Below are 16,638 nucleotides of genomic sequence, written 5' to 3'. Positions count from 1 at the left end.
CACTCGGCTCAATTGCAGTTAACACAAGGGAATTTATCTTTGTTGCAATAGTTGCGCCCTCTTAAAAATAATAACTTCCTGTGCTGGCACTCAAAACGGCAACATTGTATTTTTTTGAAGTTTTTATTTTAATAAGGCAGTATTGCACTTTTGAATTGCATTTGCTGATGTAGCTCCTGGAAACGATCGCTTTTAATTTTTATGAGGAGATGCACAACAAAAACTGAAACCTAGAGTAGTTGTTAGTTATAGCGATCGCGTCAGTCTCAAGACATAGACTACGCCTACTCAAGTTATTTGTTTGAGTAATCAACTACTTTTCAGTCACTTAGGGTTTTGTAATATATTTCCAGACTTTCGTAATACATAAAGGACTTTGAGTTCAGAGTACCACACCACCCCAGCTGCAAACTGTAGCTAACTTTGCTCTTTTCTTAAGATGCGGAACTAACACCTCAAAAGTAAAAAAATATTTTATTTTTACCTTTTAATTTTTAAATTCCCAATACTCAGTCCTCAACCCCAAAAATGCCATTACCCACCGTTATTTTACCTGGATATTTAGAAAGTGCGATCGCCTATCGCCAATTAGAACAATCTCTCAAAGAGTTGGGGTTTCCTACGATTACAGTACCGCTGCGACGGCGTGACTGGATACCTACTCTCGGTGGAAGACCAGTAACACCAATTTTGTGGAAACTCGATCGCACAGTCAAACAGATATTACAAGAATGTAACGCTGCTCAAATCAACTTGATTGGTCACTCAGCAGGAGGCTGGATTTCCCGTATTTACCTGGGAGAAAAACCTTATTTAGCACGTGGTGAACTAAAACCATCCCTCTGGAAAGCTCACCCCTTTGTTGCTACTCTGATCGCTCTAGGTACACCCCATATCAGCCAAGAACGCTGGACGCGCTCAACTCTAGATTTTGTTAACAATAATTACCCTGGAGCTTTTTACCAAAATGTCCGTTACGTTTGTGTTGCTGGGAAAACCATCTTTGGAGAAAGGCGGCGCGGTAGCTGGTTAGCTTACAGCAGTTATCAATTAACCTGTGGCACTGGTAACACTTGGGGAGATGGCATCACACCCATTGCCGCTGCTCATTTAGAAGGTGCTGAAAACATTGTGATTGAAGGTGTCAGGCACTCTCCCAGAAGTCCTGGGACTTGGTATGGCTCACCAGAACCATTAAAAACTTGGGCGCAATATTTACTTTAAAAAACTTTATTTTTATATAAAAATAAAAAACTTAATTTTTCTTAGTTAAAATTGTAATAAAAATACATGATTAGCTAAAAAAATTTAAGAGGAGTCAGCCATGCAAAGCACCGAGTTCGATAGGATTTTGCGGCGACTAACGACTGTACTCTCAGTCGTGATTCTTACCTTGTCTTTAATTTATGTCTCTACCGGAGTTTTACTGTCTTTTTACTACGAACCAACAGCAGGTGGCGCTTATCATTCATTGAGAATGATTGATACAGAGGTAACTTATGGGTGGCTGTTCCACAGAGCGCACGATATTGCTGGTAACGCAGTAATTGCGATCGCCCTCATTCAGATTGTGGCAATGTTTTTAAGTCGGCAATTTCGCAAGAGTTGGCTGATTGCTTGGGTGAGCGGGATTTTATTTACCCTAAATGCGATCGCCCTAGATTGGACAGCGATGATTTTATCTTGGGATCAAGAAGGATACTGGCGTTTTAACATTGAGCTAGGAAATATTGAAGCAATTCCTTTGATTGGTTCCCAACTGCGAGACATCTTAACAGGCGGTGGAGCAATCAGCAGCGTTACTGTCCAACACATGTACAGCATACACAACTACCTGATTTCCATTGCTGCCATTCTTTTGGCTGTAGTGCATTTATCAGCATTACTGTGGCAGGAAAAAGAAATGTATCAAGAAGCGCCCAAAAAAGTTCTGAGTGCTGAGTAGAGACGTGATTAATCGCGTCTCTACAAGAGTGAGGATTTAATAATTTTCCCCCTTCTTTCTTTGCCCTCTTCCTCACCCACCAGGAACATCACTAACGGAAAGTTGAGCCAACTTGGCTAGAGGCACTTCTTCCAATTCTGGTAACCTTTCTAGAGACAAAGGAGTAGACTGGCTAGCGCCAGATAAACGTTTTAAAAGGTTAGGTCTGGGGTCATATAGTAAGTAGATAATCCGATCGCCTACTTCCCACTCTTGGTTTGCTGGCATTATTTGTAAGCGTTCTTCTCGTTCTAGCAACAAAGGTGCTAGCACCCCAGCCCGAATCTTTTCCTGGATACGATCTATTTGATTAGAAAATTCAACTTCATCCAGTGTGGTTGTGCCTAACTTGACCCGCCCATCATTGAGGTACTCGTTCCAAGTCTTAATTGCTAAATCTGTAGCAAAAGCTTGATTAACCTTATTATTTGAACCTACAGCCGCTTGTGGATCGCGAGGAAAAACCGCTAAGACACGCGGCGGATGAAATTCCTCAGCAGCCCGTTGAGCTAAGACAAAATTTACCTCACCATTACTCGTCATCGCCAAAAAAGTACCCATAGAAGCAAGCCCCGCTTCTTCCAAAACAGCAGCATCAAGGGCACTGCTGGATATCACCCGCAGATTTTGAGCTTCTGCTTGAGAAAAACATTCTGGGTCAGTATCAATCATGACGACGTTTTCTCCCCGTTCTTGAAAGAATCGGGCAATTAACAGACTCAAGGGATTACAACCTACAATTACTGCTCCAGTAGCTTCTTTAGAAGTGATTTGTAGCCAGTTAGCAACCCAGCCAGCTGTTAACCCTTGACAGACAACTGTCATGATAATCGTCAAAAAGACTAAAGCCTTGATGGCATCACCACCGTTAATGCCTCGCTGTGTGAGTAAAATTGCAAATAAAGAAGCAACAGAGGCAGAAACAATTCCTCTAGGAGCAACCCAGCTTAAAAACAATTTTTGTCGCCAATTGAGATCGCTGTTCCAGGTACACAATAGGATGTTAATCGGGCGAACGACAAACATCAGTACTAAAACGGTAAATAAACTGCCCCAACCCAAGGCAAACACACTAGCGATTGATAAGTCCGCTGCTAGCAGGATGAATAGTACAGAAACGCTGAGAATTGTTAACTGACCTTTAAAGCTTCGCAATAGGCGTTCTTCTGGCACGGAGGAATTGGCAAATACCGCTCCTGCAACTACTGTTGTCATCACACCCGATTCACTGCGGATCGTTTGCGCCCAACAAAACAAACCCCAAAGTATTGCCAGCACCACTAAGTTTTTTAACTCGAATGACAGAAAATGAGCGCGTTTGAAAATCAAGCTCATCAAATAGCCGCCTATTCCACCAATTGCTCCACCAATTCCCAAACGCATAAGTAACCCGATAATGGCGTTAATGGGATCGGTATCGCCATTCATAATGGTGTCAAGAACAACGAAGGCAAGGATAGCTCCCACTGGATCGATTAAAACCCCTTCCCCTTCCAAAAGCGTTGCCACTTGTCGATCCACATTGATTTGTTTAAGCAGAGGACTGACCACAGTTGGCCCTGTCACCACAACTATAGAAGCATAGAGAAAAGCTATATTCCAAGGAAATTCACCCAACCAGTGAGCTGCCATGCTACCGCCAAGCAGTGTGATTAGCGTTCCCAAGGTGACGAGTAATTGCAGGCTAACAGAAACTCTACCCAACTCTCGCAGATCCAAGTTGAGTCCGCCTTCAAATAAAATTATTGCCGTCGCTAGAGCAACAATGACCTCTAGTCCTGTGCCTAGCAAGTGGGGGTGCAAAAACCCAATGCCATCAGAGCCAAGCAGAATGCCTATTAGCAGCAACAACACAATACTAGGTACGCGCAAGTATGCAGCCAGCACTTGGGCGCTAATCCCTGCAAAAACAGCGACCGCCATTTGTAGGGTGATTTCAAAAGATGCTTCCATGTTGTAGATTTTGAGCGATATATTTCAAAATCTTTTGTAAAGAAGAGTAAATATTACCTCTAAAGGGTACAACATCACACCCTTTGTCTTTGCTAAATTCAAACTTTTTTTCATACTTAGTTATTTATAATACTCAATTTTGCTAGCTTGGAAGAAATAGCGGTGTCTAGGTAGAAATTAAAAGCACTCTTTTAGATACGTGGTATCAACCCAAGATAGCGAAGTATATTTGAGTTTGCAATTATCTAAAAATCATAGTCAAAGAGATAGCAGTCCTATGTCAGTTATCAAAAAAGAAGTGCTGACAATCAACAGGAGTTAGTGCTTTGGCAAGATACTGTGTTAAGTTGATTTCCAAGGTACTCTATGGGCAGCTTTGGCAACTTGTAGACGCACTCTGCGCGGTTTTCCGCAAGGGTATCAACTGGTGTTCAACAAACAGTCCATACGCAAGATTTCACAAATAATTTAGGGTTACTATGTATGTCTTTCGCTGTGCCCCCACAGTTTCAGTTCAAAGACGAGAGCTTATTTGATTCTGATGGCGATCGCTTTTATCAACAACGTGTTGAACTTCCACTCAAACTTTCTTGGCAAAAGCTGTTGACATCAGCGGGAAAATTCGTTAACTTATATAAGGTCTGAGTCTGATGCCCCCATCGTCTAGAGGCCTAGGACACCTCCCTTTCACGGAGGTAACGGGGATTCGAATTCCCCTGGGGGTACTTAAAAAATGAAAAATAAATCAAAAAGCAGAGTAATATTTGTTTATGAGAACTTAGCCTTCACCTCAAGAAGATTTTTGAAGCAAAGGCAGATAAACATTAGGAATTTTGATTAGCTAATTGCTCAACACGTTGGTGAATAGCTAAAAGATTTAAACGCAAATCTTTGCTGAGGCGACGTTCAATAATTGTCACTGGCATGGTGAGTTTCGGCCAGATTTGGATGGTATAGCAGAGATTAGTTCCGATACACTCACCGAGGAAATAAGGCTCTAGATACCAGCTACCAGAAAAGCCTTTAAAATCTCCCTCTACCATCTGGAAATTAATTTCTTTGGGGAAATTTTCTACCAAATCCAAAACCACACGCGCACAAAAGTTGAAATTGAGTAAGCGCTGAGAACCGATTTGTTCGAGTCGAATACCACCTTTAGGATGTTCAAGCAGACGACTTTTGGCTAGGTTGGGTATAAAGTCAGCTAAGGCTTCATAATCTGTAAGCACCCTCCAGATTGGTTCAACTGGTTGGGGAATTTGCACCTTAGCAGTAATTTGCCGCTGTCGCTCTGCTATTTTCTCAATTTCAACTGCTACAGATGGCAAATTATTTACATTAGCAGCCAAATTGTCTTCTAGGTTTGTGTCCTCACCAGCGGCGATGAGATCGAGATCCTCTGTGGTGTTGTATTGTTCAGTCACTTTCGCCAATTATGGTTTACTTTCGTCAGAAAATTGAGGCAGAGTGAGAGTGAAGCAAATTTTGCTCAGTTGGGAATCTAAGATGGGAATACTTTCAACGGAAATTGACCCGTTGAGATGCTGTACTAAGGACTTGACTAAAGCAAGTCCCAAGCCAGTCCCAGGTGTCCAGCGTCCTCCTCTACCGCGACGGAACCTATCAAAAATGTAGGTCGCCTCTTCTTCTGAGATGCCACGTCCTGTGTTAGTCACTTTAATCATAACTCGATCGGCAAGTTGCTCAACTTGGTGAGTGGCTTCCAAGTGAACGATACTGTCACGTTCCGAGTATGTAGATGCGTTATTTAATAATTCTTGGAGGATGCGGTCAAAACTTTCTAGTTCAGTTTGTAGTTTTAACGGTTCCTGTGGTAAATCTACGGTTATGCTTAATCCTTTATCTACCAGTCTTCTCTCAAAGGATGACCCTAACTCCTGAATTTTAGTATTTAAATCAATAATTTCAAACTGAGGAGATTCTTGGTGAGACTCTAATTTTTGTAGTGTCAACAAGTCATTAATTAAATTTATTTCTTTAGTACATTCTTGCTCTAGGATATTCAGGTATGTGGACTGACGCTCTGGTGTGACTCCCGGCCGACGTAAATTTTTGATCGACATCAGCATATTTGTAAGCGGGTAGCGCAGGCGATCGCTCATATTGCTCAGAAACTCGTCTTTGAGTTCGTTAAGTTCCCGCAGCTGCTCTACATATTGCCGTGTTCTTTCATGCAATTTTGCTTGGAGTTCCAGACTGCTTTTGAGTTTTGCCGTCCGCTCATCTACCACAGTTTGTACCTGCCGCAATGTCTGTGACTGAATTATGGCATTGCTCACTTGGGCACAGACCATTTCCACAAGATTTAATTCTGCTACTTGCCAACTGCGAGCAACAGCTTGCTGTAGTACTAGGAATCCTAAAACTTTGCCTTGATTTTCTAACGGCATTAACAATACCGCAGGCAATGCCTCAACTGCAAACAAGGGTGCAACTGTCGATGTATCCTGTAAGTCTGTATAGTCATTAATGATTACTGGTTTTCCAGAATCTGTGAACACACGCTGGCATAAACCACAATCTGCAAGTGAAAATGACTTCTCTAAGCTGTCTGGTCTACTAGTAGTACTAGTTTGTGATTCCCGATTCCATTCGCCAACAACAGTAGCTTTGGCATTAGGAATTTGTTTTTTGGATTGAATCCTAAATAGGGGATCTGTATATTTCAGGAGTATGAGCAAACCCCGATCTGCTTGTAGAGATTCGGCAGTAGAAGCGATCGCCAACTGGAGCATTTGATTGATCTCCAAGTTAGTACGACTGAGTATTGTCAATTGCTTGATCAAGCTTTGATGTTGGTTGGTCTTTTGCAAATACTGCTGTTGAGTAGCAATCAACTGTGCTTGTGCCACTTGAGAGAAAGCGATCGCGCAAGACGACTCCACCGCTTTTAGGAGTTGTTTTTCTGACTCACTCCAGTCATGGGGTTGGAACTTGATCAGACTAATCACGCCATTATTTTTTCCTGCGAAACGGGTAGGAATAGCTAACACAGCTTTGATCGGCAATGGTAAGTATTGACATCCAACTACCAAACTGTTTTGAATCGTTGAAATATCTTCAATAGTTAAAGTTTCAGCTCCACATTGCAATACTCGCCAGTCCATTAGCAACTGTTCCATCGGGAACATCTCGTTAAGGTGCGGCATTCCTAGATATTCATTAGAACACCAGTTAGCAGTAGTTGGTTCGACTGATGCTTCATCCGTAACTGTAACTAGGCAGCAATCAACTTGAGAGGCAACTCCCAACAATTGGGCAATCTCTTGCAGCATCAGTGCCGTTGCTGACGTATTGGCAATGATGTGGTTAATCTTTTGTGCCAACTGGTGGGCTAGTTCTTCCTGATGCTGCATCAGCTTGACTGGGTATGGTTGTAGTCGCTCTAGGTCATCCGGGCACTGTGGCGGCAGTGATAAATGATTTTTCATTCCTGGCACGCTCTTAGATAATGACCCCATTTATTTTGCACCCAACTTCTTGGCATATTCTTCACTTTTAGTGGTGTTGTTCCACCTGAGGAATTACAAATCTTTGTATTAAGACTTTGCTTTTACCTGTTGTAGCCTTTTTTTATATGGATGACCAAGATATTGGTATATTAAACCAATTTATACATAGGTATTAAAATATTCAAAATACATTAAAGTGCTTCAGCCAACTCATCTTTGGGTGGCTTATGCAGACTTGATTTACTAACTTTGGCCTAGAATACCCTGTCTGTAACTATACATAAACCGTAATTCTTCTGTAATTGAGGCAGCAAGTTCAAAAATTTTTCAGTGCTACTACTGAGGTAATTCTATAAATTTAGTATTATTTTTGGCATTAATTTTTATAAAGCAAGCTAATCTTCTATTTGATTTGCTAAACGTTAAATACTATTACAGCAGAATTACAGTAAAAATGTGGATACCTGACTGAGTAGCGCAGCAAATTATCTGCGATCTTGTTGTCTAACCTTATTCTCTACAATCATTTGCTTATTAGTCCGATGTTTTTCATCTGTCAAGTGCCGTTACACAGTAAGGCAAGGAGATAGGATGATGGAGATATGAGGGGATAGGGAACAAACCTTTACTGCAACTGGGGGTTTGTCACAAATATGCCCTATTTCTTTGTTGCAATGTCCAAAAGAATAAATCTTTTTTTTCCATATATAAGCACTATAGTATAACTTTTTTGAAATTAATTTTAAAACAAAATAAATAACACTAAATTATGAATACAGCCCAGTTACTAACCAGGGCAACTGAGCTGCATTCACTTGAATATAAGGCTATCCAGCCAGACTCTCGACACTCAAAGGAACCATATCGCCATTCCTTGTCAGTCCTAGCAACATCGGTTGTTGGGGTTGAATTAGTTGACCTGTTAGTACACAACGTTCTTCTTGCTGAGCAGTGGCAGCTATACTAGCTCGAATATCGGCTCGTGAAAATCGGGGTTTCCACTCACCTGATTTTTGTTGAACATAATTCCAGAGAATATCTCGGATCAGGGCTTGATACCCTTGATTACCTGCTATCTCTTTGAGTTTCTCTTTGAGTTCTCGCTCTAGGCGAATGCTGGTAACTTCCATGTCAGTGGTTGGGGTGCGAGCGATTGTATGCATAACTTTTTCTCCTTAAAGTATGGACAGGATAGTAATACAAGTGTAGTATGTTTAAAGGAATGTTCAATAGGTGAAATTTTCTGTGATATCCATTTACCCCATCTCTACTTCTTTGCTTGCTACCAACTGCCGAGCCAGTTGGGAATCAGCAGCTGCGGGAGTGGAGTATTTATTTATGGGCGATGGGAGCCAAATCCATCGGCAACTCACAGAGGGTAATTATGATTTTAGATATCTCAACATTGGCGCGCTGAATGTAAAACCACAACTATATGAAAGAAGCGGGAGGTACAGACGAAGGAATACTGTACCGATATAAGACCAGAAAATATTTCGGTCAATTTCTAACCCCCGCTTCACCTGAGCCAGAAGCGGGGGTTTCTTTATAAGGAGTGAAGCTGTGACGACATCTTCGATATGCTGCGCGAAATTAATGCAAGTGTTAGAGCAATCTATGGTGGTTTTTTCGCAAAATTACTTGCCATTATGTCAGGTTAATATCAAGCAAGCAATTGTATTGTTAATAACAAACAAGGCTGAAGCGTTAGGTTTCCTGACGCAAAGCGGATGGTAAGTTCACTCACCTAGCTTACTAATAGATGTACCAAAACATATTCACTTGAAAATTGCTTCTAGTGAGCGTATGTGAAAAGTTCCGCCAGTCAATCGGCGGGAAGTGTTGCCGCAAGACTATTACAGTTGCCAATATTGCAATAGTAGCAAATATCTAACACTAGATCGTGTGGTTTTGCGAGCTTAAAGGCGGCTCACACACTTGGGATAACTTAGTCACAGCTTGTGAAAGATGTAACTCCCGTAAAGACGACCGTACCCTATTTGAAGCTGGTATGCAACTGCAAAAAGCGCTAAAGGCATTAATCTACCAGGCGATTTCTTTGGCCGAACAGTTCTGGATAAATGTGCAAGCAAACCTGGAATAACAGGAGAGCATAAGGAATGCTGAAATTAACTTATACCGAAGGGAGCTTTTATTTAGAGTGTCTCACTCAGTCGCTAGAGGAATGGGTGGCACAGCGAGTGATTTTGGCACTGCGAGTTGGGCAAAGTCTGTGCATTGAACCTAGCACTGCTTCCTTTTTGCTGCCTGTTGATTTACCAGGGGTAGATTTGCTCAAGGCTGAGGTGAAACGAGATGACAGCGAAATCATTGCTCTGTGTGCTTGCGATGTTGAGTATCTAGAAGTCACCCTGCGGGGTTCTTGGCTATCAGATGGTTCTGAGGATGCTGAGGGTGTGTTTGTCACCACGATGAGCAATTCGCCTAACGGCGACAGCTTTGCTTCACGCGCTGAGTTCTTGTTACACAAACTTTGGCAGGAGGCGCAAGCTTGCGCTTCTGTCATGAGCGAATAAACAAAAGAGTAAGGTGAGTCTAATTCTCACCCTTTATGGCCCTATTTTTAGTAGTTCGGGAATTGTCACGAATCGGTAGCCTTGCTGTTTAAGTCCGGTGATGATTTGTGGCAAAGCCTTTACGGTTCTTTGGCGATCGCCGCCACCATCGTGCATTAAAACAATGGCACCAGGTTTTGCGCCTTTAAGAACATTGTTCACAAATGCTTGCGGTTTGGCGTGAGGATCGGTATCAGCTGAAGTTAGCGACCACAGAACTACAGTTTTTTTCTGAGTTTTAGCGTAAGCAGCTAGTCCGTTGTTTAAAACGCCTCCAGGCGGACGAAACAAATAAGTTTTCACTCCTGTGGTTTTGTAAATTAGGTCGGCTGTGCGTTCAATTTCACTTTTGGCTGTGGCTTCGTCCATATGCCGATACCAATGATGCCAAGTATGGTTGCCGATCGCATGTCCTTCGGCTATCTCTCGCTTGGCAAGTTCGGGATTGGCTTGTAAGGCTTGTCCTACCCAAAAGAATGTCGCTTTCACATCATTTTGCTTGAGGATATCCAGCATTTGTGAGGTTGTGTTTTGCCAAGGGCCATCATCAATAGTTAGGGCAATAACTTTTTCATTGCTACCAGGATGCACCTGATAAACTGTTTTTCCCTGAAATTTATTTGGTGCAGCAAAAGATAGGTTTCCTACTTTGGCTGATGGTAATAATTGGGAATTGTCTTTGCTGTTTGCTGGATGATCTGGAATTTGTAGAGTATGGAGTTGACTTGTTAGCACGTCAGTCTTCAACTGTGGAAGCTTGCCTGGGTTAATACTACAAGCTGTTACAGAAAAGGCGATCGCCACAATACCAATTATCCTTTGTCGCTTAAGGTTGTTTGTCACATCAGGTTTCCAAAAACTCGCTCGATCATAAGCTGTAGTTTTGCCCCCTAGAGAGATTAATAACCTACATCCTAAGCTCAGAAACACTTTCAGACAATTTCAAAAAATTTTTCCCAAACCCCTTGACATCTTATGTAGTATTTATGTAGTATAAATGTAGTAAGACAAAGACAAAGCTTCTCAAGGGTTAAAGTCATGTTCTACATACAAGTAGTACACAAACGCAGGGGTAGCAAAGCTCCATCTACTTCCAAACCATCTGAAGTAGAAACAAGAAACGAAAAAAGTTCTAAATTTGCAAAGGTAAAAGCAACCGAATACATCAGTAATACACAACAGGTTTATTACTTAGAGCGTCGGTTATTTTGCTAATAGTTCCTAACAGTTAAAAGTAGTTTTTCCGAACCTTGAAAACTAAATAATGGGCAAGTTCACCAACAATCTGTGCCTAAAAGCCAAAAAATTGGGCACAGATATCAAACATGGGGGTATAGCTCAAGTGGCTAGAGCGATCGTCTGTCGAGCGATAGGTTGCGAGTTCAAGTCTCGTTACTCCCGTGTAGCCTTGTGGACGACTAGATAAGTCGCTGTGCCTCTCAAGCACAGAGAAGCGGGTGCAACTCCCGTCGAGGCTTCTAAATGGCTGAGTAGCCAAGCGGTCGAAGGCATTGGTCTGCAAAACCGACATCGTGAGTTCAAATCTCACCTCAGCCTTTGGTGCGATCGCAGCGTAGCTTAATTAGAAAAGCACCAGGTTCATACCCTGGTTGATGTGGGTGCAAATCCCACCGCTGCCACCAATGCAGGGATGGTGTAACGGCAACACCTCGTGACTCCAAATCCGATGTTCTGGGTTCAAATCCTAGTCCCTGCGTCACACAATTTTGGATTTTGGATTGCCGATTTTAGATTGAAAAATTTAATTTCAAATCCAAAATCTAAAATCTAAAATTTCGTCAATCATGCCCCCGTGGACGAACGGTTTAAGTCGCTGTTCTTTCAAAGCAGAGATTGCGGGTTCAAATCCCGTCGGGGGAATTATTCTGGGTCGGTGGCCGAGTCTGGTTGAAGGCGACAGTCTGTAAAACTGTTCTATTTTGCGCGCAGGTTCAAATCCTGCTCGACCCACTGTGGAGAGGTGGCTGAGTGGCTAAAAGCATCCTCCTGCTAAGAGGAAGCGGGTAGTTAATACCCGTCGAGGGTTCAAATCCCTCTCTCTCCGCCTTAAAAGTGCTGAGTACTGAGTGTTGAGTAAGCGATGAGGGAGATGAGGGAGATGTTACTATTACTTCCTTGTATACCTTGTCTGCCTTGTCTCTAATCCCTAGTCCCCAGTCCCTTTTGAGAGCGTGGTGTAACTGGATAACATCTCAGTCTACGAAACTGAAGACGTGAGGGTTCAAATCCCTCCGCTCTCGTTAGATGGGAGAGATGCTGGAGTGGCTGATTCAGGTCGAATTAAACCAGTCCACGGGGTAAGACCCATCTCTCCTCTTTATCCCCCGGTAGCTCAGTTGGTAGTTAGCGCCTGTCTGAAGAACAGGAGGTCGTCGGTTCGATTCCGACCTGGGGGGCTGCGTTGCCTTGTAGCTCAATGGTAGAGCCAGCGGCTGTTAACCGCGAGGTTGTAGGTTCGAGTCCTACTGAGGCAGCCATTTATTTCATTGCCGGGTGGACGAATTGGGAAGTCGCATCGCTCTGAACGATGAGGTTGCAGGTTCAAACCCTGCCCTGGCAATACAGCCCTGTAGTGTAATTGGCAACATCGCGCCCTTTGAAGGCGGAGATTCCAGGTTCGAGTCCTGGCGGGGCTGCCAAATCTTGCTCCTGTAGCCCAACTGGAAGAGGCTGCCGTCTCAAAAACGGTAAGTTGTGGGTTCGATTCCCACCAGGAGTACCAAATCTAAAACTTGCTCCTGTGGCCCAATTGGAAGAGGCGGCAGACTTAAAATCTGTTTGATTGTGGGTTCGAGTCCCACCAGGAGTACCAACGGGGTGTAGCGCAGCTTGGTAGCGCGCCTGCTTTGGGAGCAGGATGTCGCGGGTTCAAATCCTGCCACCCCGATACGCCCCTGTGACGGAACTGGCATACGTGCTGGAATCAAAGTCCAGATTTTGCAGGTTCAAATCCTGTCAGGGGTACTAAGCTCTCGTGGCGGAATGGAAGACGCACTAGACCGAGGATCTAGTTTTTTGCAGGTTCAAATCCTGTCGGGAGTATCAAAATATCTGGGTGTGGCGCAGTTGGGAGCGCAGGAGTTTCGGGAACTCAAGGTCGTAGGTTCAATCCCTACCACTCAGATTTTGCCCTTGTAGCCCAACGGAAGAGGCGCTTCGCTTAGAACGAAGAGGTTGCTGGTTCAAATCCAGTCAGGGGTATTGGTGAAATCGCGGGGATGGAGCAACAGTAGCTCGTTGAGCTGCATAACCTGAATATCGGCAGGTTCGCCTCCTGCTCCCGTCACCAAAATAGTGCTGGTGTAGCTCAATTGGCAGAGCAACTGACTTGTAATCAGTAGGTTGCAGGTTCAACTCCTGTTACCAGCTTCAGAATGCGGGTGTGATGTAACGGTAGCATGAGACGTTTCCACCGTCTTCGTGCGAGTTCAAATCTCGCCGTCCGCTCTGATTTTTGCGGGTGTGATGTAGTCGGTAGCATCTGAGTGCGCCACATTCAGTGTGCGAGTTCAAGTCTCGCCACTCGCTTACGTAGTCCTGTAGCTTCAACGGTAGAGCAATTGCCCTACAAGTAAAGGGTTGTAGGTACCCTTCGGGAACGCCTAACGGCGAACGGGAAGCCGCTACTCTTCGAGAACGCTTCGCGAACGCGTCTACGATTCCTGCCAGGACTACCAAATATTGGGAGTGTAGCTCAATGGAATAGAGCTTCGAGCTTCTACCTCGAAAGTTGTGGGTTCGAGTCCTACCACTCCCGCCTATGGGTCTGTAGCTTAACTGGTAAAGCGTCTAACTGGCTGTTAGAAGGATGTCGGTTCGATTCCGACCAGTATCCACCAAATATGGGGTCATAGCTCAGTTGGCTAGAGCGCCTGCCTTGCAAGCAGGAGGTCATGGGTTCAATTCCCATTGATTCCACTGATGGTGTCTGAAGCCAAAGTGGTCGAGGCGCTGGTTTGTGGAACCAGTTATAGCGGGTTCAACTCCCGTCAGGCACCCCTGAATGGAAGATGCTGCTGAATGGACGGCAACTGGTCTTGAAAACCAGGGTATGGGTAACTGTAGGGGTTCGATTCCTCCATCTTCCGCCTATCCACCTGAAGCCGAAAAGCGAGGCGCTGTACTGATAAGGCAGAGATAGGAGGGGCAGTACCTCCCTGGTGGATTAACAACTCAACTGTTGTAGTTCGACTTTATCTAGAATCCCCAGTGACTGAGATTGTACCGGAATGTAACAACCTTCCGTAAGTCAGATAACTTAGATTGCCACGGTAGCGAACGCACTTTTATGAAGTTACAAAGTTTAAGGTAGGTTCGGAGTGGTGATAGCGCCTAGATGTAAATTGCCACTGTGTCAAACTTAACTAACTGAGGTTATAGCAGGCAACACACAGTATTTTAGCTATTACTTGCCTGTTACAGTAGCTTTGAATTACAAGTGTAAAGTCCTATTTAGTTAGGCACTCTTGAGAATCGTTCTGTGCGATGCTCTCATGATAATTCTCTATTATAATCTAACCTTTTCTCATTAACAACAAATAAAATCACTCCTATTTATTAAAAACAGGAGTGATTTATAATTTTTTACTAATGCTAAAGCATCTTGAAACTGTATGAACCGTCATAGCTCCTGAAGATTCTACCTAGACTAATCTAAACTATTCTATAATCTTCTTCACTTCATCTTTGATGTTTTCTGTAGTATGAATAACTTGAGCTTCAGCTTGCTTGTCTTGTCCTTCCACTTTGTCTGCTGGATTACCAGTTACTTCCCCAACTACTTCTTGAACTTTACCTTCGATGTTTTTTGCAGTAGCTTCTACTCTTTTTTCGATGCTCATAGTTTTATATTTTACCTTTAAGTTACTGAAAGATTTTACCCAAAAACAAGATACCAGGAAAGTAGATTTTTTATATCTATAATTGGACGTATTAAATTTTCAAGCATCTAACAACTTAAGATAGATGCGTTATAAAATGGTAAGATATCTTTAAAAGCAAACGTTTAATTAAGCAAGTTTTATACTTACAATCATTATCTTCAGGTTCTGCTTTACAGTACGTGTCTATGCGTTCTTTGCAGTAGCCTGGGGCAAGTCCCTGCGCGTCTACGTTAACAAAAGGCAAATTTCATTTACAAGGAAAACATCAAAAGTGGCAACAAAGTATAAGAAAAATGTCTGGGCGAGAGAGATAAATGACATTATTCGGGGTGCTTGTGGAGGTTTTTTATTTGGAATACCGTTGCTTTATACTATGGAGGTTTGGTGGATTGGCTCACTCGCCGAACCGAGACAAATAATGACGGCGATCGCATTAATGTTTATCGCGGTTTTCTTACTCAACCAGACAGAAGGCTTTCGTAAACGTAGACGTAATTTGCGAAATTATGAAGCATTAATAGATACAGTAGAAGCAATCGCGATCGGTCTAGTTTGTTCTACCTTGGTGCTACTATTATTGCGAGAATTAACATTTGAAACTTCTCTCAGAGAAATCTTAGGTAAAATTATTTTTGAAAGTGTACCCTTTACCCTTGGTGTAGCATTAGCCAACCAATTCTTAGGAGACACCAGTAACACTAATGCTGAAGTACAAGCAAGTTATCAGGCAAATACCGCCAAGCACAATCAGAGCGAGTTACATGCCACCCTTTCTGACATGGGTGCAACCCTAATTGGTGCAACTGTAATTGCATTTAACATTGCCCCAACTGATGAAATTCCCATGCTAGCAGCCGCTGTTTCACCACCTTGGCTTTTGGCAATTATCGCCGCATCTTTGGTGATATCCTATGGGATTGTATTTCAGGCAGGCTTTTCAGACCAGCAAAAACGCAGACAGCAGCAAGGAATTTTCCAACGACCATCAAGCGAGACTATTATGTCTTACTTATTATCCTTACTAGCAGGTGCTTTTATGCTGTGGTTCTTTCAAAAGATAACTTTTGACGATCCTTGGACGATGTGGTTAGAGCATACTTTAGTGCTGGGTTTACCTGCAACTATTGGTGGTGCAGCTGGTAGATTAGCAATATGACTAAAACACAAGAACAAAAACCAGAGCGATCGCCTGCGGAGTGGGTAACATTCAGCACTGCCTCACTTATCCTAGCAGTAATTGTGGGATTAGTAATCTACACTTGGCTTGAAGATAAACATGAACCTCCAGTCCTTTCTGTCACTAATAAAAGTGTTAGAGAAATTGAGGGACAATTTTATGTTCCCTTTGAAGTCATCAATACTGGAGGAGAAACAGCTGAGTCAGTTCAGATCGTGGCTGAGTTACAGATTGACGACAAAGTAGCAGAAACAGGAGAGCAACAAATTGATTTTTTATCCCGTGGCGAAAAAGAAGAAGGTGCATTTGTTTTTAGTAAAAATCCTCGGCAAGGTAAGTTAACTCTGCGCGTCTCTAGCTATAAATCACCCTAATAATAATTCGTAATTAATGTATGTACGGATAAAAATGTGAAAGCAAAATTATTACTTACTGTGACTTGAATGAAAAAATGGGCTTTTAGCTCACATTATGCTTCACAAAGCAAATATCCATTTTATACTTTGCAAAAATAGTAAAAGTAGAAAATTTATGTTTCCATGTAATACGCGGTAAAAATTTGTTAATCTAA

13 protein-coding genes, 30 tRNA genes and 1 pseudogene are annotated in these 16,638 nt (G+C 42.9%); 38 read left to right on the top strand and 6 right to left on the bottom strand.

Annotation, left to right across the window (positions count from 1 at the left end; translation table 11 throughout):
- Window positions 1-528 precede the first annotated feature (528 nt).
- Both RMY31_RS25630 and RMY31_RS25625 read left to right on the top strand, forming a co-directional pair.
- A complete protein-coding gene (locus RMY31_RS25630) occupies window positions 529-1,224 on the top strand; it encodes a lipase (protein ID WP_322666264.1) in 696 nt (231 codons plus the stop codon).
- A gap of 100 nt (window positions 1,225-1,324) precedes the next feature.
- Window positions 1,325-1,945 (top strand): cytochrome b N-terminal domain-containing protein, encoded by a 621-nt coding sequence (locus tag RMY31_RS25625; RefSeq protein WP_322666266.1) that lies wholly within the window; start codon window positions 1,325-1,327, stop codon window positions 1,943-1,945.
- A gap of 72 nt (window positions 1,946-2,017) precedes the next feature.
- On the opposite strand, the gene RMY31_RS25620 is transcribed toward RMY31_RS25625, so the two are convergent.
- On the bottom strand, window positions 2,018-3,937 hold the full coding sequence (locus RMY31_RS25620) for a cation:proton antiporter (RefSeq protein WP_322666271.1): 1,920 nt from the start codon (window positions 3,935-3,937) through the stop codon (window positions 2,018-2,020).
- 483 nt (window positions 3,938-4,420) lie between these two features.
- On the opposite strand from RMY31_RS25620, the gene RMY31_RS25615 reads away from it, so the two are divergent.
- Window positions 4,421-4,582, top strand: coding sequence for a hypothetical protein (locus tag RMY31_RS25615; RefSeq protein WP_322666273.1), 162 nt, complete (start codon window positions 4,421-4,423; stop codon window positions 4,580-4,582).
- Between the two features lie 7 nt (window positions 4,583-4,589).
- Window positions 4,590-4,662, top strand: a tRNA-Glu gene (locus RMY31_RS25610).
- A 99-nt stretch (window positions 4,663-4,761) separates the two neighbouring features.
- Here RMY31_RS25610 and RMY31_RS25605 read toward each other — a convergent pair.
- The 3 genes from RMY31_RS25605 to RMY31_RS25595 form a co-directional block, all read right to left on the bottom strand.
- Window positions 4,762-5,361, bottom strand: a complete 600-nt coding sequence (locus tag RMY31_RS25605; RefSeq protein ID WP_322666275.1) for an SRPBCC family protein — start codon at window positions 5,359-5,361, stop codon at window positions 4,762-4,764.
- Between the two features lie 9 nt (window positions 5,362-5,370).
- Entirely contained in the window at window positions 5,371-7,389 is a 2,019-nt protein-coding gene (locus tag RMY31_RS25600) for a GAF domain-containing protein (RefSeq protein ID WP_322666277.1), read from the bottom strand.
- 848 nt (window positions 7,390-8,237) lie between these two features.
- Window positions 8,238-8,573, bottom strand: coding sequence for a hypothetical protein (locus RMY31_RS25595; RefSeq protein WP_011321131.1), 336 nt, complete (start codon window positions 8,571-8,573; stop codon window positions 8,238-8,240).
- Between the two features lie 70 nt (window positions 8,574-8,643).
- On the opposite strand from RMY31_RS25595, the gene RMY31_RS25590 reads away from it, so the two are divergent.
- From RMY31_RS25590 to RMY31_RS25580, 3 genes and pseudogenes are all read left to right on the top strand, one after another.
- Window positions 8,644-8,892, top strand: a complete 249-nt coding sequence (locus tag RMY31_RS25590) for a hypothetical protein (protein WP_409878402.1) — start codon at window positions 8,644-8,646, stop codon at window positions 8,890-8,892.
- Between the two features lie 114 nt (window positions 8,893-9,006).
- Window positions 9,007-9,514: pseudogene (locus RMY31_RS25585) on the top strand (HNH endonuclease).
- A gap of 16 nt (window positions 9,515-9,530) precedes the next feature.
- The gene (locus RMY31_RS25580; RefSeq protein ID WP_409878400.1) at window positions 9,531-9,947 is read left to right on the top strand and encodes an alr0857 family protein; all 417 of its coding nucleotides are present in this window, start codon (window positions 9,531-9,533) and stop codon (window positions 9,945-9,947) included.
- Between the two features lie 33 nt (window positions 9,948-9,980).
- On the opposite strand, the gene RMY31_RS25575 is transcribed toward RMY31_RS25580, so the two are convergent.
- On the bottom strand, window positions 9,981-10,829 hold the full coding sequence (locus RMY31_RS25575) for a polysaccharide deacetylase family protein (protein ID WP_409878398.1): 849 nt from the start codon (window positions 10,827-10,829) through the stop codon (window positions 9,981-9,983).
- A gap of 484 nt (window positions 10,830-11,313) precedes the next feature.
- On the opposite strand from RMY31_RS25575, the gene RMY31_RS25570 reads away from it, so the two are divergent.
- From RMY31_RS25570 to RMY31_RS25430, 29 genes are all read left to right on the top strand, one after another.
- Window positions 11,314-11,387: transfer RNA gene (locus tag RMY31_RS25570), tRNA-Asp, on the top strand.
- Between the two features lie 83 nt (window positions 11,388-11,470).
- Window positions 11,471-11,543: transfer RNA gene (locus tag RMY31_RS25565), tRNA-Cys, on the top strand.
- Between the two features lie 10 nt (window positions 11,544-11,553).
- A tRNA-Met gene (locus RMY31_RS25560) sits at window positions 11,554-11,629 on the top strand.
- Between the two features lie 2 nt (window positions 11,630-11,631).
- Window positions 11,632-11,703, top strand: a tRNA-Trp gene (locus tag RMY31_RS25555).
- 91 nt (window positions 11,704-11,794) lie between these two features.
- Window positions 11,795-11,867: transfer RNA gene (locus RMY31_RS25550), tRNA-Glu, on the top strand.
- Between the two features lie 7 nt (window positions 11,868-11,874).
- Window positions 11,875-11,957, top strand: a tRNA-Tyr gene (locus RMY31_RS25545).
- Window positions 11,958-11,961: 4 nt separating this feature from the next.
- A tRNA-Ser gene (locus RMY31_RS25540) sits at window positions 11,962-12,051 on the top strand.
- A gap of 121 nt (window positions 12,052-12,172) precedes the next feature.
- Window positions 12,173-12,247, top strand: a tRNA-Arg gene (locus RMY31_RS25535).
- A gap of 81 nt (window positions 12,248-12,328) precedes the next feature.
- Window positions 12,329-12,403: transfer RNA gene (locus RMY31_RS25530), tRNA-Phe, on the top strand.
- Window positions 12,404-12,409: 6 nt separating this feature from the next.
- A tRNA-Asn gene (locus RMY31_RS25525) sits at window positions 12,410-12,484 on the top strand.
- A 10-nt stretch (window positions 12,485-12,494) separates the two neighbouring features.
- A tRNA-Gln gene (locus RMY31_RS25520) sits at window positions 12,495-12,567 on the top strand.
- Window positions 12,568-12,570: 3 nt separating this feature from the next.
- Window positions 12,571-12,646: transfer RNA gene (locus tag RMY31_RS25515), tRNA-Gln, on the top strand.
- Window positions 12,647-12,652: 6 nt separating this feature from the next.
- Window positions 12,653-12,729, top strand: a tRNA-Leu gene (locus RMY31_RS25510).
- Window positions 12,730-12,741: 12 nt separating this feature from the next.
- Window positions 12,742-12,819 (top strand) — tRNA-Leu (locus tag RMY31_RS25505).
- 1 nt (window position 12,820) lies between these two features.
- Window positions 12,821-12,894 (top strand) — tRNA-Pro (locus RMY31_RS25500).
- Window positions 12,895-12,897: 3 nt separating this feature from the next.
- Window positions 12,898-12,971: transfer RNA gene (locus tag RMY31_RS25495), tRNA-Leu, on the top strand.
- A 4-nt stretch (window positions 12,972-12,975) separates the two neighbouring features.
- Window positions 12,976-13,049 (top strand) — tRNA-Leu (locus tag RMY31_RS25490).
- Between the two features lie 9 nt (window positions 13,050-13,058).
- Window positions 13,059-13,131 (top strand) — tRNA-Pro (locus tag RMY31_RS25485).
- A 4-nt stretch (window positions 13,132-13,135) separates the two neighbouring features.
- Window positions 13,136-13,208: transfer RNA gene (locus RMY31_RS25480), tRNA-Leu, on the top strand.
- 11 nt (window positions 13,209-13,219) lie between these two features.
- Window positions 13,220-13,296 (top strand) — tRNA-Met (locus tag RMY31_RS25475).
- Window positions 13,297-13,303: 7 nt separating this feature from the next.
- A tRNA-Thr gene (locus RMY31_RS25470) sits at window positions 13,304-13,376 on the top strand.
- Between the two features lie 7 nt (window positions 13,377-13,383).
- Window positions 13,384-13,454: transfer RNA gene (locus RMY31_RS25465), tRNA-Gly, on the top strand.
- 9 nt (window positions 13,455-13,463) lie between these two features.
- Window positions 13,464-13,535, top strand: a tRNA-Gly gene (locus RMY31_RS25460).
- A 5-nt stretch (window positions 13,536-13,540) separates the two neighbouring features.
- Window positions 13,541-13,684: transfer RNA gene (locus RMY31_RS25455), tRNA-Val, on the top strand.
- 6 nt (window positions 13,685-13,690) lie between these two features.
- Window positions 13,691-13,764 (top strand) — tRNA-Arg (locus tag RMY31_RS25450).
- A gap of 5 nt (window positions 13,765-13,769) precedes the next feature.
- Window positions 13,770-13,846 (top strand) — tRNA-Ala (locus RMY31_RS25445).
- Window positions 13,847-13,851: 5 nt separating this feature from the next.
- Window positions 13,852-13,925: transfer RNA gene (locus tag RMY31_RS25440), tRNA-Ala, on the top strand.
- Between the two features lie 6 nt (window positions 13,926-13,931).
- Window positions 13,932-14,005: transfer RNA gene (locus RMY31_RS25435), tRNA-His, on the top strand.
- 7 nt (window positions 14,006-14,012) lie between these two features.
- Window positions 14,013-14,095, top strand: a tRNA-Ser gene (locus RMY31_RS25430).
- 570 nt (window positions 14,096-14,665) lie between these two features.
- On the opposite strand, the gene RMY31_RS25425 is transcribed toward RMY31_RS25430, so the two are convergent.
- Window positions 14,666-14,848: a CsbD family protein gene (locus tag RMY31_RS25425; protein WP_409878396.1), complete on the bottom strand. Its 183-nt coding sequence runs from the start codon at window positions 14,846-14,848 to the stop codon at window positions 14,666-14,668.
- Between the two features lie 313 nt (window positions 14,849-15,161).
- On the opposite strand from RMY31_RS25425, the gene RMY31_RS25420 reads away from it, so the two are divergent.
- Both RMY31_RS25420 and RMY31_RS25415 read left to right on the top strand, forming a co-directional pair.
- A complete protein-coding gene (locus tag RMY31_RS25420) occupies window positions 15,162-16,046 on the top strand; it encodes a TIGR02587 family membrane protein (protein WP_409878394.1) in 885 nt (294 codons plus the stop codon).
- Window positions 16,043-16,441: a TIGR02588 family protein gene (locus RMY31_RS25415; protein ID WP_409878392.1), complete on the top strand. Its 399-nt coding sequence runs from the start codon at window positions 16,043-16,045 to the stop codon at window positions 16,439-16,441. The genes RMY31_RS25420 and RMY31_RS25415 overlap by 4 nt, the downstream gene beginning before the upstream one ends.
- The last annotated feature ends 197 nt before the right edge of the window (window positions 16,442-16,638 follow it).

The organism is Dendronalium sp. ChiSLP03b (genome assembly GCF_034531165.2).
GTDB lineage: Bacteria > Cyanobacteriota > Cyanobacteriia > Cyanobacteriales > Nostocaceae > Dendronalium > Dendronalium minutum.
This window is presented reverse-complemented; position numbering and strand designations above follow the sequence as displayed.